At 72.1% G+C, this 15284-nt stretch carries 14 protein-coding genes and 1 pseudogene; 7 read left to right on the top strand and 8 right to left on the bottom strand.

Translation table 11 applies throughout. The annotated features are described in order from the left end of the window. Positions 1–94 precede the first annotated feature (94 nt). The 5 genes from EZM51_RS21140 to EZM51_RS16860 are packed head-to-tail and all read left to right on the top strand — an operon-like array spanning position 95 to position 4936. Positions 95–895 (top strand): ABC transporter ATP-binding protein, encoded by an 801-nt coding sequence (locus tag EZM51_RS21140; RefSeq protein ID WP_136709473.1) that lies wholly within the window; start codon positions 95–97, stop codon positions 893–895. Then, positions 892–1608 carry an ABC transporter ATP-binding protein gene (locus tag EZM51_RS16845; RefSeq protein WP_136709474.1) on the top strand — a complete coding sequence of 239 codons (717 nt, stop codon included), beginning with the start codon at positions 892–894 and terminating at the stop codon, positions 1606–1608. Before EZM51_RS21140 ends, EZM51_RS16845 begins: the two co-directional genes overlap by 4 nt. Further along, the gene (locus tag EZM51_RS16850) at positions 1608–2486 is read left to right on the top strand and encodes a branched-chain amino acid ABC transporter permease (RefSeq protein WP_136709475.1); all 879 of its coding nucleotides are present in this window, start codon (positions 1608–1610) and stop codon (positions 2484–2486) included. The genes EZM51_RS16845 and EZM51_RS16850 overlap by 1 nt, the downstream gene beginning before the upstream one ends. Continuing rightward, positions 2483–3658, top strand: a complete 1176-nt coding sequence (locus EZM51_RS16855; protein WP_136709476.1) for a branched-chain amino acid ABC transporter permease — start codon at positions 2483–2485, stop codon at positions 3656–3658. Before EZM51_RS16850 ends, EZM51_RS16855 begins: the two co-directional genes overlap by 4 nt. A gap of 3 nt (positions 3659–3661) precedes the next feature. Then, positions 3662–4936, top strand: coding sequence for an ABC transporter substrate-binding protein (locus tag EZM51_RS16860; protein WP_136709477.1), 1275 nt, complete (start codon positions 3662–3664; stop codon positions 4934–4936). Between the two features lie 79 nt (positions 4937–5015). Here the strand turns inward: EZM51_RS16860 and EZM51_RS16865 are convergent. The 5 genes and pseudogenes from EZM51_RS16865 to EZM51_RS16885 form a co-directional block, all read right to left on the bottom strand. Continuing rightward, positions 5016–6642 (bottom strand): annotated as a pseudogene (locus EZM51_RS16865) (AMP-binding protein). 44 nt (positions 6643–6686) lie between these two features. Next, positions 6687–7889 (bottom strand): acyl-CoA dehydrogenase family protein, encoded by a 1203-nt coding sequence (locus tag EZM51_RS16870; protein ID WP_136709478.1) that lies wholly within the window; start codon positions 7887–7889, stop codon positions 6687–6689. A 1-nt stretch (position 7890) separates the two neighbouring features. Beyond that, a complete protein-coding gene (locus EZM51_RS16875; RefSeq protein ID WP_136709479.1) occupies positions 7891–8940 on the bottom strand; it encodes a phosphotransferase family protein in 1050 nt (349 codons plus the stop codon). A 126-nt stretch (positions 8941–9066) separates the two neighbouring features. After that, positions 9067–9474, bottom strand: a complete 408-nt coding sequence (locus tag EZM51_RS16880) for a thioesterase family protein (RefSeq protein ID WP_136709480.1) — start codon at positions 9472–9474, stop codon at positions 9067–9069. A gap of 63 nt (positions 9475–9537) precedes the next feature. After that, positions 9538–10230 carry a QsdR family transcriptional regulator gene (locus EZM51_RS16885; RefSeq protein WP_169053954.1) on the bottom strand — a complete coding sequence of 231 codons (693 nt, stop codon included), beginning with the start codon at positions 10228–10230 and terminating at the stop codon, positions 9538–9540. Between the two features lie 91 nt (positions 10231–10321). On the opposite strand from EZM51_RS16885, the gene EZM51_RS16890 reads away from it, so the two are divergent. After that, positions 10322–11539, top strand: coding sequence for an acyl-CoA dehydrogenase family protein (locus tag EZM51_RS16890; RefSeq protein WP_136709481.1), 1218 nt, complete (start codon positions 10322–10324; stop codon positions 11537–11539). A 13-nt stretch (positions 11540–11552) separates the two neighbouring features. Further along, a complete protein-coding gene (locus tag EZM51_RS16895) occupies positions 11553–12776 on the top strand; it encodes an acetyl-CoA C-acetyltransferase (protein WP_136709482.1) in 1224 nt (407 codons plus the stop codon). 114 nt (positions 12777–12890) lie between these two features. Here the strand turns inward: EZM51_RS16895 and EZM51_RS16900 are convergent, their stop codons facing one another. The 3 genes from EZM51_RS16900 to EZM51_RS16910 form a co-directional block, all read right to left on the bottom strand. Continuing rightward, positions 12891–13349 (bottom strand): MaoC family dehydratase, encoded by a 459-nt coding sequence (locus EZM51_RS16900; protein ID WP_136709483.1) that lies wholly within the window; start codon positions 13347–13349, stop codon positions 12891–12893. After that, entirely contained in the window at positions 13346–14095 is a 750-nt protein-coding gene (gene fabG, locus EZM51_RS16905) for a 3-oxoacyl-ACP reductase FabG (RefSeq protein WP_136709484.1), read from the bottom strand. The genes EZM51_RS16900 and fabG overlap by 4 nt, the downstream gene beginning before the upstream one ends. A 62-nt stretch (positions 14096–14157) precedes the next feature. Further along, complete coding sequence (locus tag EZM51_RS16910) at positions 14158–15279, bottom strand: alcohol dehydrogenase catalytic domain-containing protein (RefSeq protein ID WP_136709485.1); 1122 nt, start codon at positions 15277–15279, stop codon at positions 14158–14160. Between the last annotated feature and the right edge of the window lie 5 nt (positions 15280–15284).

Consider the following 15284-nt stretch of genomic DNA (forward strand, 5'->3'; position numbering starts at 1 on the left):
CGCCGCCTGCGGTTCGGCCGATCTGCAACATCTACATACCGTCTGGTCGGTTTCTAAGGTACAGTGGGGACATCCGACACGAAGAGGTGCCGATATGCCCGTCGATCCATCCGCCGTCCGCGTTCCGCCGCCGCGACTCGAGGTCTCCGACCTGACCGTTGCCTTCGGCGGACTCCTGGCCCTCGACGACGTGTCGTTCCACGTCGCGCCGGCCGAGACCGTGGCGCTCATCGGCCCGAACGGCGCCGGCAAGACGACGGTGTTCAACGCCGTCACCGGCCTGGTACGCCGCCGCTCGGGCGACATCCGCCTCGACGGCCGGCCCGTGCCCGCCTCGCCCACACCGCTCACCGCGCTCGGCGTCGCCCGCACGCTGCAGGGGCTCGGGCTCTTCGGGGGCATGACGGTGCTCGAGAACGTGCTCGTGCCACTGAGCGGCCGCGGCCGCGGAGCCGCAGCCGGCGGCCGCACCCGGCGCCCGCGAGGCGCCAGCCACGATGCCGACGCCGCCGCGGCGACGGCGCTCGCCCAGCTCGCCGACCTGGGCCTGGCGGATGCCGCGCATCGCCCGGTCGACGACCTGCCCTACCCCGAGCGCAAGCGCGTCGCGCTCGCCCGCGCCCTCGTCACGAGGCCGAACCTGCTGCTCCTCGACGAACCGGCGGGCGGCCTCGGCGCCGACGACCTCCAACAGCTCGGGGACGTCATCCGCCGTATCGCCGAGACGGGATGCTCCGTCCTCCTCGTCGAGCATCACGTCGACTTCGTGATGGGACTCGCCGACCGCGTGGTGGTGCTCGACTTCGGCCGGGTGATCGCGAGCGGGCTGCCCGCCGAGGTGCAGGCCGACCCGCTCGTCGAGGCGGCCTACCTCGGCGTGAAGGCGGCATCGTGAGCGACCTCCTCGAGATCGACCGGCTCGTCGTCGGCTACGGCGGCGCCCCGGTGCTGCACGAGCTGAGCTTCAGCATCCCGTCCGGAGCCGTCGTCGGCCTCCTCGGCGCGAACGGTGCCGGGAAGACGACCCTCATGCGGGCGATCGCCGGTCTCGTCGCGCCGCGGTCCGGCAGCGTCGTGTTCGACGGCGACGTGCTCGACGACGTCGCCGTCGAAGACCGGGCCCGCCGCGGCCTCGCCCAGGTGCCCGAGGGGCGCAGCGTCGTCGCCGAGCTCACCGTCGACGAGAACCTGCGGCTCGGCGCGCTGTGGCGCTTCCGCGGCGCCGAGCGGGAGCGCGCCATCGACGAGATCTACGAGCTGTTCGAACCGCTCGCCCGTCGCCGGTCGAGCGCCGGCCACCAGCTGTCGGGCGGCGAGCGCCAGATGCTCGCCCTCGGGCGCGCGCTGATCGCCCGGCCCCGGCTGCTGCTGCTCGACGAGCCCTCGCTCGGGCTGGCGCCGCTCGTCGTCGCGAGCATCCTCGAGGTGCTTCGCGACACCGCCGACCGCACCGGCCTCACCGTGCTGCTCGCAGAGCAGAACGTGACGAGCGCCCTCTCGATCGCCGACCGCGGCATCGTGCTCGGCCTCGGCGAGATCGTCGCCGACGCCCCGGCCGACACGCTCGCCGCCGACTCCGCCCTCCGCCACGCCTACCTGGGATTCTGATGGACCGACTCCTCTACCTCCTCGCCACGGGTCTCGCCCGCGGCGCCGTGTTCGCGCTATTCGCCCTCTCCCTCGTGCTCATCTGGCGCGCCGCCCGCATCGTCAACTTCGCGCAGGGGGCGATGGCCGTGGTCGCGACCTACGTCGCGTTCGCGGTCACCGGCCTCACGGGCTCGTACTGGCTGGGCCTCGGCAGCGCCCTGCTCGCCGGGGCGGCCATCGGCTTCGCGGTCGAGCGCGGCGTGATGCGCTTCGCGCCGCAGGGCTCCCCGTTCTCGGGGGTCATCATCGCGATCGGGCTCGTCATGGTGCTGCAGTCGGCGCTCGGCATCCTCTTCGGCCAGCAGCACCGGCCGATGGCGGTGCCGTTCGACGAGCGACCGATCATGATCGCCGGCGTCCCGGTGTTCTCGCCGTACGACCTCTTCGTGCTCGTCGTCGCCGTCGCGGTGATGGCCGCGCTCGCGTTGCTCTTCACGCGCACGTCGCTCGGCCTGCAGCTGCGCGCCTCGGCCTTCGCGCCCGAGGTGTCGCGCCTCCTGGGCGTGCGCGTGTCGCGCATGCTCACCATCGGGTGGATGCTCTCGGCCGCCGTCGCCTCGCTCGCCGCGCTCCTCCTCGTGCCCACCGAACTCGGGCTCAACCCGCACTCGACCGACATGCTCTTCGTCTACGCGTTCACGGTCGCCGTGGTCGGCGGACTCGATTCGCCGCCCGGCGCCCTCATCGGCGGACTCGTCGTGGGTCTCGTCATCAGCCTCGTCACCGGCTACCTCGGTTCGACGGTCGCCCCGATCGCGGTGCTCGTGCTCCTCGTGGTCGTGCTCCTCGTGCGGCCGGGCGGCATCTTCGCGGCACGGGAGGCGCGCACCGCATGACCGCACCATCGTTCCCCACGTTCGCCTCGCTCAACGGGGCACCACGGCTGACGGGCACGCCTCGGCTCCTCGTCACGAGCGTCATCCTCACGCTCGTCGCCATCGGCGGCACCTTCCTCCTCGACCCGTACCGCAACTACCAGCTCGCGGTGATCGCCGCCTACTTCTGCGCGACCGCGGGTCTCACGATGCTGGTCGGCCTCACCGGCCAGCTCTCGCTGGGGCACGCCGCGCTCATGGCCGCGGGCGGGTACGGCTACGCGCTCACGGCGAACGCGTCGACGGATGCCGGTGTCGACGGCGTCGCCCGGTTCCTGGTCTCGCTCGTGGGTGCCGTCGTCGTCGCGGGCCTCGCGGGCCTCCTCCTCGGCCTCGCCGCGGCGCGGCTGCGCGGGCCGTACCTCGCGGGACTCACCCTCGCCGTCGTGATCGCGCTCCCGGCCGTCACCAGCGTCTTCTCGGGCGTATTCCGCGGCGACCAGGGACTCCAGATCGCCTACGACGGCGTGCCGCCGTTCCTGCGCACCCTCATCGCCGTCGAGCAGTGGCAGGCGTGGGTGGCGATCCTCGTGACCTCGGTCACCGTCACCGTGCTCGCCGGGCTCCGCCGGGGCCGCGCCGGCCTGCGGATGCGCGCGGTGCACGGCGACGAGACGGCCGCCCGCCTCTCGGGCGTTCCCGCGGGGCGGGTCAAGGTGTTCGCCTTCACGATGAGCTCGATTTCCGCCGGCGTCGGCGGAGCGCTCCTCTGCTTCGTCACCCAGTCGGTGAGCCCGGGCGCCTACACGCTCGCGTTCTCCCTGCTCCTGCTCGTCGCCGTCGTCATCGGCGGTCTCGGCAGCATCGGCGGCGCCGCGCTCGGCGCGGTCGTCGTGGTGCTGCTGCCGTGGCTCATCGGCACGGCGACCGCCGCGCTGGAGCTCCCCGCCGACGTCGAGCAACGGCTCTCGGGCAACGTCTCGGTGCTCGTGTTCGGCCTGCTGCTCATCGTCGTCACGGCCGTCTGGCCGGGCGGCATCGCGGGTGCGCTCGGTCGTCGGATGCCCCGAGCCCGCGACCAGGTCGCGGCCGGCACACCCGTGGCGCCGGCTGACGCACCACCTCCCGCCGTCCCCGTCACGACCTCGACGTCCTCCGTATCGCACTCCATCCCCACCGAAACAGAGAGGTGACCCATGTCACAGCACCGAGCACCAACCACGCGGGCGGCCGCCGTCGTCGCGGCATCCGCGCTGCTCCTCACCGTGAGCGCCTGCAGCACGCCGGGCGTCGCCGCCGACACCCCGGGCGTCACCGACGACACCGTGACGATCGGCTCGCACCAGCCCCTCACGGGGCCCGCGGCCGCCGGCTACTCGTCGATCTCGGCCGCCACGAGCGCGTACTTCGACTACGTCAACGACAACGGCGGCATCAACGGGCGCTCGATCGAGTACCTCGTCAAGGACGACGGCTACAACCCGGCGACCACCCAGACCGTCGTGCGCGAACTCGTGCAGGAGGACGAGGTCTTCGCGATCCTCAACGGGCTCGGCACCCCGACGCACACCAGCGTGCTCGACTACCTCAACCAGAACGGGGTGCCCGACCTCTTCGTGGCCTCGGGCTCGACGAGCTGGAACCAGCCCGAGGAGTACCCGATGACGTTCGCGCTCAATGCGGACTACGTCGTCGAGGGCGCGGCGCTGGCTCGGTACGCCGCCGACGAGCATCCCGACGCGGTCGTCTGCCTGCTCGGCCAGGACGACGACTTCGGTGCCGAGTTCATCGAGGGCGCCGAGACGGTCCTCGGCGCCGACGGGCTCGCGGCCGTCGAGCGCTACTCGGTGTCGAACCAGGACGTCACGGCCCAGATCGGTGCGATGAAGGCCGCCGGGTGCGAGATCAACCTGCTCGCGACGGTGAACGGCTTCACGGCACTCGCGGTCGGCACGGCGGCGAAGCTCGGCTGGTTCCCCCAGTGGATCTCCTCCTCGTCGGGCGGCGACTACCCGACGCTCGTCGGATTCCTCGGCGAGGACCTCGCGCCGCAGCTCCTCCAGGGCTTCACCAGCACCAACTACCTGCCGTTCGGACCCGACGACGAGTGGTCGAAGCTCTTCCGCGAGATCAACGACGAGTACAACGCCGGCGCGCCGTTCGACGGCAACACGGTGTACGGCATGAGCGTCGGCTACCTGTTCGCGGAGGCGCTCGCGAAGGCCGGCGAGAGCCCGACCCGCGAGAGCCTGCTCGCCGCCATCTCGTCGGGTGAGCTCGAGGGCAACGGCATCCTCCCGCTCGCCTTCGGCGAGGACGAGCACGCCGCGTACACCGGCGTCGGCATCACCACCGTCGACCAGGGCGTGCAGGACTTCATCGGCGTCACCTACGCGCTCGAGGGCGAGTCGGTCGAGGAGGTCGAGGCGAAGCCGGTGCCGCTCGCCGGCGACGGGATCCCGAAGCCGTAGCGGAGCAGGAACACGGATGCCGCGGGCCAGATCGGCCCGCGGCATCCTTCGTGCTGCGACGGCGTGGTGGCGGCCCGCGTCACCTGCGCACGGCGCTGAACTGCTCGACCAGGGTGCGCTTCACGATCTTCCCGCTGCCGCCGAGCGGAAGGGACTCCACGACATGCGCGACGCGCGGGTACTTGTACGCCGCGATGCGCTCCCGCGTGAAGGCGATGAGCTCCTCGGGATCGACGTCCTGGCCCTCGTGGGGCACGACCGCGACGTGGATCTCCTGCCCGTGCGTGTCGTCGGGCAGACCGAACACCGCGGCCATCGCCACCGCCGGATGCCGGGCGATGACGGCCTCCACCTCGGTCGGGTACACGTTGTAGCCGTTCCGCACGATCATGTCCTTCTTGCGGTCGACGATCGTGATGACGCCCTCGACCATGGTGCCGAGGTCGCCGGTGCGGAACCAGCCGTCGACGACCGCCTCGGACGAGGCATCCGGCCGCCCGATGTATCCCTTGAACAGGTTGTGGCCGCGCACCACGATCTCGCCGAGCGCACCCGGTTCGGCGAACTCGATGCGGCCCTCGACCTCGGCCTCGGCGATCGCGACGTCGACGCCCCAGAACGGCCGCCCCACGGTGCCCGGCCGGATGGGCTCGTACACCGTGTTGAACGACACCGTGGGCGCCGTCTCGGTGAGGCCGTATCCCTCGTGCACCTCGGCGCCGAACGTCTCCTCGAACGCCTCGAGCACCGCGACCGGGAGCGCCGCGCCACCCGACACCGCGTAGCGCAGCGGCGGCCGTCCATCGGATCGTCGCGCCGCCTCGATCATGCCCACGAACATCGTCGGCACGGCGGTGAAGACGGTCGCGCCGTGCTCGACGAGCAGGCCCAGCGCCTGCTCGGGATCGAACCGCGGCAGGAGGATCACGGATGCCCCGCGGCGGAACGCGATGTTCATCACCGACGTCTGCCCGAAGGTGTGGAACAGCGGCAGGCCGCCGAAGATGATGTCGTCGGCGCGCAGGTCGAACGCGTCGATGAGGGCGCAGTGCACCTGCTCGACGATCGCGAGATGCGAGCCGACGGCGCCCTTCGGCGTGCCCGTGGTGCCGCTCGTGTAGAGGATGGTCGCGGCATCCGTCGGGCGCACCGCGACGTGCCGGTCGACGGGCGCCGCGGACGCGGCCTCCGCCTCGAGCCGCGGGAGGTCGGGTCCGCCCGCCTCGACGGTCGGCGTCAGCACCGTGACGAGGGGCACGCCGGCCGCGCTCGCCGCTGGGACCGCCTCGGCGAGGAGCGGACCGGCCGCCACGAGCAGGTCGGCGCCGCTGTCGCNGCGGACCGGCCGCCACGAGCAGGTCGGCGCCGCTGTCGCGCAGCACGTACTCGATCTCCTCCGCCTTGAACAGCAGGTGGATGGGCACGACGACGGCGCCGAGCGAGAGCGCCGCGTAGTAGACGCGGGGGAAGTCGGGCACGTTCGGCACGAGCATGGCCACGCGGTCGCCGCGGCGGATGCCCCGGTCGCGAAGTGCGCCCGCGTAGGCGCGCGTCTCGTTCCAGAGCCGGCCGTAGGCGATGGTGTCGCCCATGAAGTGCAGCGCGGGGCGATCGGGGCTGCGCCACGCGGTCTCGGCGAGGATGCTCGCCACCGACAGCGTGCCGTGGCCGTCGCCGTCGATGGCGTCGTCGGGCGTATGGGACATGTCGTGATCTCCTTTGATCGATGCGGATGGTCGGACGTCTGACGTCAGCGGCGCAGCTCGGCCTTCCCGAGCGCGGCGAGGTGGACCTCGTCGGGTCCGTCGGCGAGACGGAGCGCGCGGGCACCGGCGAACATCTCGGCGAGGGGCTGGTCGCCCGAGAGCCCGGCGGCGCCGAAGAGCTGGATGGCGCGGTCGAGGATCGACTGCACCGCCCGCGGCACGGCGATCTTGATCGCCTGGATCTCGGTCATCGCCCGTCGGTTGCCGACGGTGTCCATGAGCCAGGCCGTCTTCAGCACGAGCAGGCGCAGCGACTCCACCTGGATGCGGGCGTCGGCGGCCCACTCGCGCACGACCCCGCGTTCGGCGAGCGGCCCGCCGAACGCGACGCGTTCCCGGGCGCGCTCGCCGACGAGCGAGAGGGCACGCTCGGCCATGCCGAGGGCGCGCATGCAGTGGTGGATGCGGCCGGGTCCGAGCCGCGCCTGGGCGATCGCGAACCCCTCGCCCTCGCCGGCGATGAGGTTCGACGCCGGCACGCGCACGTCGTGGAAGGCGACCTCGGCGTGGCCGCCGTGGTCGCGGTCGTCGTAGCCGAACACCGTGAGGGGGCGCACGACCTCGACCCCGGGCGTGTCCCGGGGCACGAGGATCATCGACTGGCGACGGTGCCGCGGCGCGTCGGGATCGGTCATGCCCATGACGATGAACACCTCGCAGTCGGGGTTCATCGCGCCGGTCGACCACCACTTGCGGCCCGTGATCACGAACTCGTCGCCGTCACGGCGGATGCGCGTCGCGATGTTCGTGGCATCCGACGAGGCGACCGCCGGCTCGGTCATGCAGAAGGCGGAGCGGATGCGGGCGTCGAGCAACGGTTCCAGCCAGCGTTCGCGCTGCTCGTCGCTGCCGAACTCGGCGAGGACCTCCATGTTGCCGGTGTCGGGTGCGGCGCAGTTCAGGGCGACGGGCGCGAGGCGCGGACTCCAGCCGGTGAGCTCCGCGAGCGGCGCGTACTGCACGTTGGTGAGGCCGGCGCCGTGCTCGCCCGGAAGGAACAGGTTCCAGAGACCCTGCGCGCGGGCCTCGCGTCGCAGGTCGTCGACGATCGGGCGGAAGCCCCACTCGTCGGGCGTGGCGGCCAGCTGCTCCTCGAGCACCGGCTCGGCGGGCAGCACGTGCTCGTCGAGGAAGGCGCGCACCCGCCCGGCGAGTTCGGCGGTGCGGTCGTCGAAGCTGAAGTCCATGTCAGATCCTCGTGGCCGCGGCGTGGGAGAGGCCCTCGACGGCGAGCGGCTCCACGAGGCCGCCGATGAGGTCGAAACCGTCGCCGACCGTCTCGCCCGATCGGTACCGGTAATGGATGCCCTCGAGGATCACCGCGAGCTTGTACGCCGCGAAGGCGCGGTACCACGAGTGCTCGGGCACGGCGATGCCGGCTCGCTCGGCGTAGGTGTCGACGAGCTCGTCGAAGTCGGGGTAGCCCGCCGCCGGGTCGACCGCGCTCGGGGCCACGCCCCGACCGCCGGGGAGGTCGGTGATGCTCCAGTAGAGACCGAGCATGCCGAGGTCGACGAGCGGGTCGCCGAGCGTCGCCATCTCCCAGTCGAGGATCGCGGCGATGCGGGGGGTGTCTCCGAAACCTGCGACGAGCGCGTTGTCGAGGCGGTAGTCGCCGTGCACGAGCGAGGCGCGAGCGGAACGCGGCATCCGCTCGCCGAGTCCCTCCTGCAGCTCGTCGAGCGCCGGCACCGCACGCGACCTCGATGCGTCGAGCTGGCGGCGCCAGGTCGCGAGCTGACGTTCGAGGTAGCCGTCGGCACGACCGAAGCCTTCGAGGCCGACCGACGCCGGGTCGATCGCGTGGAGTTCCGCGAGGATGCCGGCGAGCTCGCGCCCCAGCGAGCCGAGGCCGGCCGACGTGAAGTCGGCGTTCTGCACCGGGTCGGCGAGCACGCGACCCTCGACGAACTCCATCACGAAGAACGGCGTGCCGGTGACGCGGGCCGTCGCCGTGTCGTCGACGACGTCCACCGTCGGCGGCACCGGAACCGCCGCGTTGCGCAGCGCGGTGATGACGCGGTGCTCGCGGGCCATGTCGTGCGCGCTCGAGAGCACGTGGCCGAGCGGGGGCCGGCGCAGCACGAGCGGTCGGCGCGCACCGTCGATGCGGTACGTGAGATTGCTGCGGCCGCCGGTGATCAGGTGTGCGGTGAGCGGCCCTCCGACCAGCTCGGGATGCGACTCCGCCAGCCACTGGGCCAGGCCCGCGACATCCAACCCGGGGGTGTCGGTCATCTCGACCACCTTTCACGCGCGACGGCCGCGCCTCCGACGGGCCGATCGGCCCGCTTGGCAATGAGCATACCGCGTGGTCGGTATGTTTGGCACCGAGCGACGGGAATCGGATGTCCCGAGCCGGCGCTAGGCGAGCAGGCGGCCCTCCACGGCCGAGCGGATGCCGGCGGGGACCGGGATCGGCGTGCGGGTCGCGGCATCCACGAAGACATGGACGAACCGGCCGGTGGCGATCGGCTCCGCGGCATCCGTGCGGTGGATGCCGAGTGCCCAGGTGATGCTCGACGTGCCGAGCCGTTCGACGCCGATCCCGATCTCCAGGGGCTCCGGGAAGGCTGCGGACGCCCGGAACTCGCACGAGGAGGCGGCGCACACCGCGATGGCGGAGCCCTGCGGATCGAGGTCGCCGTTCGCGATCATCCACACGTTGATCGCGGTGTCCATCGCCTCGTAGTACACGGTGTTGTTGAGGTGACCGTACTGGTCGTTGTCGTTCCAGCGCGTGGCGAACGGCTGGCGTGCGGGGTAGTGCACCGGCGTCCCTTCGGTCGGTGGTCGGCGGTCGCGTCGTTCGGCGGGTCGCGGTGGCCGGCTGCGTCAGTCGGCCCGCAGCAGGAGGCGGAAGGCCACCCGGGCGCGAGCGGTGCTCGGGGTGTCGCCGGCGATGAGGTCGGCGTACGTGAACGACTCCGACACCCGGACCAGCAGGTAGGCGAGCGAGGCGGGGTCGATGGCGCCACCGAGCGGCTCGTCGCCGAGGTCGCGGCGTACGAGCCATTCGGCGGTGGCGACGTACCGTCGCTGGATCTCGCTCTCCTTCGTGGTGAGGAGGCGCAGTGCCCGCGCGGGCTCGCGGCGGAGGAACTGGCGGAAGTAGTCGGCCGAGATGAGGTCGTCGACGAAATGCGTGAGCACCGTGGAGATCCGGTCGGCTCCGCTGAGCCCCTCGGCGGCGTGCTCCGCCTGCACGAGCGTCGGAATGGCGAGCGACCAGAGCACCTCCGAGAGCAGGGCGTCGCGGTTGCCCACCCAGCGGAAGAGCGATGTGCGGTCGACGCCCAGGGTGGTGGCGAGGCCGCCCATGTCGATGCGGCGGCCGCCGATGAACGCCTCGCGCGCCAGGCCGAAGGCGCGAACCGCGTCGGGGTGCGATCCGCCGGCGAGTCGCTCGGAGAGCCACGACGGGGCCGCGGTGAGCCCGACGGTCGCGATCGTCGGCGCGTCGTCGGTCTGCGGTGCATCGGTGGCGGTGGCGGTGGGGTCCGTCGCGGCCGTGGCGGAGCTGGGCATGCCGGAACTCTACCTCGAACCCGAGGCGCCGGATGCAACATTTTGAAAAATGATGCATACTCGAACCGATCACCGACGATCGGAGAAGCGAATGACGCTCACCATGACGCAGCCCGGAGCGCTGCAACCCGAACCCGCCGCGCCGCTCGAGGTCGACTTCTACGGCTTCCAACAGCAGTTGACGCTCGAGGAGCAGCGGTCCGTCGCGCGGATCCGCGCCTTCCTCGACGCCGAGGTGCGGCCGCACGCGGACCGGCTCTGGGACGAGGCGCGCAGCCCGCGCCACCTCATCCCCGCCCTCGCCGACCTCGGCCTGTTCGGCGCCGGATGGCCCGAGACCCGGCAATTCGAGAACAGCGCCGTGTACCGGGCGTGGGTCGCCCTCGAGATCTCGCGGGCGGACCCCTCGACCGCGACGTTCATCGGCGTGCACAGCGGCCTCGCGATGAACGCCATCGGCGTCGGCGGATCCGACGAGCAGCGAGCCGAGTGGATGGGGCCCATGGGTCGCGGTGAGGTCATCGGAGCCTTCGGGCTCACCGAGCCCGGCCACGGCTCCGACACGGCGAAGGGCCTCGAGACCACCGCCACCCGCCGGGGCGACGAGTGGGTGCTCAACGGCGCGAAGCGATGGATCGGCAACGCGACGTTCGCCGACATCGTCGTCATCTGGGCGCGCGACACCGCCGACGACCAGGTCAAGGGCTTCATCGTGCGCCAGCCCGCAGAGGGGTTCACGGCGACGAAGATCGAGCGCAAGCAGTCGCTGCGCGGCGTCGAGAACGCCGACATCGTGCTCGACGGCGTCGTCGTGCCCGAGCGCGATCGCCTGCAGAACATCCATTCGTTCCGCGACGTCGCCATCGTGCTGCGCCTCACCCGCGCCGAGGTGGCCTGGCAGGCCATCGGCGTGGCCGTCGGCGCCTACGAGGCCGCGCTCGCGTACGCCAAGGAGCGTGAGCAATTCGGCAAGCCGATCGCATCATTCCAGCTGGTGCAGGAGAAGCTCGCCAACTCGCTCGCGAACATCACGGCGAGCATCGCCCTGTGCATGCGCGTCTCCGCGATGCAGGACGAGGGCGAGCAGCGCGACCACCACTCGGCGATGGCGAAGGCCTTCGTCACGGCGCGGATGCGGGAGACCGTCGCCTGGTGTCGCGAGATCATGGGCGGCAACGGCATCCAGCTCGACCACGGCGTCGCCCGGTATTTCGCCGACGCCGAGGCGGTCTATACATTCGAGGGCACGTACGACATGAACACGCTGATCGTCGGCCGCGCCATCACCGGCATCGCCGCGTTCGTCTGAGGAGGGGAATCGCATGACCGAGGCCTACATCGTCGCCACCGCACGATCGCCCATCGGCCGCGCCCGCAAGGGCTCGCTGGCCGGCATCCGACCGGATGATCTCGCCGCCCGGATGGTCCGTGCGGCGCTCGACAAGGTGCCCGCGCTCGATCCCGCCCGGATCGACGACCTGATGCTCGGCACCGGGCTGCCGGGCGGCGAGCAGGGCATGAACATGGCGCGCATCGTGTCGGTGCTGCTCGGCATGGACGCGCTGCCGGGCACGACCGTGAACCGGTACTGCTCGTCGAGCCTGCAGACCACGCGGATGGCGTTCCACGCCATCAAGGCCGGCGAGGGCGACGTGTTCGTCTCCGCCGGCGTGGAGTCGATCACGCACACCGGACGGGGCTCCAGCGACTTCATCCCGGGCGAGAAGATCACGAACCCGCTGTTCGACCCCGCGATGGCTCGCACCGCCGAACGTGCCGCAGGCGGCGCCGCCTCCTGGCAGGATCCGCGTGACCGCGGTGACCTGCCCGACGCGTACATCGCGATGGGGCAGACCGCCGAGAACGTGGCGCAGATCCGCGGCATCTCCCGCGAGGAGCAGGACGCGTTCGCGGCGGCGAGCCAGCAGCGTGCCGAGGCGGCGATCGCTTCGGGGTTCTGGGCGAACGACATCACCCCGGTGACCCTCGACGACGGCACGGTCGTGTCGGCCGACGATGGGCCGCGGGCCGGTGTCACGGTCGAGACCCTCGCGACGCTCGACCCCGTGTTCCGCCCCGACGGCACCGTCACCGCGGGCAACTGCTGCCCCCTCAACGACGGCGCCGCGGCCGTGGTGGTCGTGTCCGACCGGGTCGTCGAAGAGCTCGGCCTCACGCCGCTCGCGCGGATCGTGTCGACCGGCGTGAGCGCCCTCTCGCCCGAGATCATGGGCCTCGGCCCCGTCGAGTCGACGCGTCGCGCCCTCGCGCTCGCCGGGCTCGGCATCGACGACATCGACCTGGTCGAGATCAACGAGGCGTTCGCCGCGCAGGTGATCCCCTCGGCGCGGGAGCTCGGCATCGACCACGAGCGGCTGAACGTGCACGGCGGCGCGATCGCGGTGGGGCATCCGTTCGGCATGACCGGCGCCCGCATCACCTCGACGCTCATCAACGGGCTGGCGGCCACCGGCGGCCGCTACGGCCTCGAGACGATGTGCGTCGGTGGCGGGCAGGGCATGGCGATGATCCTCGAGCGGGTCTGAGCCGCACGAACCGAGAAGCGCGGATGCCGCGGGCGATGGTCGCCCGCGGCATCCGCGTTGCTGCTCCGCGTCACCCGGTGACCCGGGCCACCCGTCGACTCGGGCCACTCGAGTTCACTCGGGCACGAGGAGGGTCACCCACTGGGCGACGAGCGCCGGACGGTCGCTGCCCTCGATCTCGACGGTGAGGTCCTGCACCATCCGGATGCCGCCCGCCGCGCGCTCGGCGGCGGCGATGGTGCCGACCGCGCGCACGCGGGAGCCGGCCCGCACCGGCTGCAGGAACCGGATGCGCTCGAAGCCGTAGTTGACGCCCATCGCGACGCCGTCGACGCGGAGCAGCGGCGCTGCGAGGGCCGTGAGCAGCGACAGGGTCAGGAAGCCGTGCGCGATCGGGGCGCCGAACGGGCCGGCGGTCGCGCGGTCGACGTCGACGTGGATCCACTGGTGATCGTTCGTCGCCCCGGCGAACTCGTCGATGCGGGCCTGGTCGATCGTGAACCAGTCGCCGGGCCCGATCGCGGTGCCGACCGCGTCGAGCAGCGACTCGGGGGAGGCGAGCGTTGCGGTCATGCCTTCGGCCCTCCCGCCACGTAGAGCACCTGGCCCGAGACGAAGCTCGCGGCATCCGAGCAGAAGAACGCGACCGCCTCGGCGACGTCCTCGGGCTGTCCGACGCGGCCGACCGGGATCTCCTTCGCGGCGCCCTCGAGCAGCTGCTCGTTCGTGATGCCCATGCGCTCGGCGGTCTGGCGCAGCATGTCGGTGGCGATGAAGCCCGGTGCGACGGCGTTGGCGGTCACGCCATAGCGCCCGAGCTCGATCGCGAGCGTCTTCGTGAGGCCCTGCATGCCCGCCTTCGCGGCGGCGTAGTTCGCCTGGCCGCGGTTGCCGAGCGCCGAGGTGCTGGAGAGGTTCACGATCCGGCCCCAGGTCGCCTCGACCTGGTGCGCCTGCACGGCTCGGCTCATCAGGAACGCGCCGCGCAGGTGCACGGAGAGCACCGCGTCCCAGTCGTCGTCGGTCATCTTGAAGAGGAGGTTGTCGCGCAGGATGCCGGCGTTGTTCACGAGGATCGTCGGGGCGCCGAGCTCGGCCGCGACGCGGGTGACGGCGCCCTCGACGGCCGCGGCGTCGGCGACGTTCGCGCCGACGGCGATCGCGCGGCCGCCGTGGGCCTCGATCGCCGCGACGGTCTCGGCGCAGGATGCGGCATCGAGATCGAGCACGGCCACGGCGTGCCCGTCGGCGGCGAGGCGACGGGCGGTGGCGGCTCCGATGCCGCGGGCGGCGCCCGTGACGATGGCGGTTCGGTTCATGCGGGATTCCTTTCGTGGGGGTCGATGCTGTTGGCGGTCGGACGTCGCGGAGTGCACCGCGATCAGTCGAAGACGATGAGCTGGCGCAGTTCTCCGCCATCGGCGAGGCGGTCCATGGCGGTGTCCAGGTCGGCGAGCCGGATGCGCGAGGACACGAGTCGTTCGAGGGGCAGGCGGCCGTTCCGCCACAGCTCCACGTACCGGGGGATGTCGCGGCTCGGCACGGCCGAGCCCAGGTAGCTGCCGACCACGGTGCGAGCCTGCGCGGTGAGCACGAGCGGCGAGATGCTCGATCTCGCGTCGGGGGCGGGGAGGCCGACGGTGACGGTCGTGCCGCCGGGCTCCGTGAGTGCGAACGCCGTCTCGAAGGCTCGTGCGGAGCCCGCGGCCTCGACCACGAGCGGTGCACGGGCAGCATCGCCGGCGTGGGCGACCGCCTCCGGGCCGAACGCGGCGCTCGCGCCGAGCGCACGGGCGACCTCGAGCTTCGCGGGCCGGGCGTCCACGCCCACGACCTCGTGCCCGAGGGCGATGGCGACGAGGAGCGCGGCCATGCCGACGCCGCCGAGTCCCACCACGGTGATCCGAGAGCCCGGTGCCGGGCGGCCGGCGTTCATCACGGCGCCGCCGCCGGTCAGCACGGCGCAGCCGAGGAGGGCCGCGATCTCGGCCGGCACGTCGTCGTCGACGGGCACGAGCGAGGTGCGGCTCACGACGGCGTGGCTCGCGAACGCACTCACGCCGAGGTGATGGCGGACGATCTCGGGCCCGCCCCTCCCGCTGCGGTGGAGCCGGACGCCGCCGCCGACCAGCGTTCCGTCGTCGTTCGCTGCGCTGCCGACGCGACACGGCAGGCGTCCGTCGGTGCGGCATTCGGGGCAATCGCCGCAGCGCGGGAGGAACGTGAGCACGACGCGCGTGCCGATCGCGAGGTCGGCGATGTCGGCGCCGAGCGCCTCGACGACGCCGGCTGCCTCGTGGCCGAGGAGCATGGGCGTCGGACGCACGCGATTTCCGTCGACGACACTGAGGTCGGAATGGCAGACACCCGCCGCCTCGATGCGCACGAGCACCTCGCCCGGACCGGGCGGATCGAGCTCGAGGGATCCGACGGTGAACGGATGCGAGGACGCGAAGGGAGCGTCGGCTCCCGATTGCTCGAGCACTGCCCCCGTGATGCGCATGAGAC

This window comes from Agromyces sp. H66, from assembly GCF_004959775.1.
In the GTDB taxonomy this organism is placed as follows: Bacteria; Actinomycetota; Actinomycetes; order Actinomycetales; family Microbacteriaceae; genus Agromyces.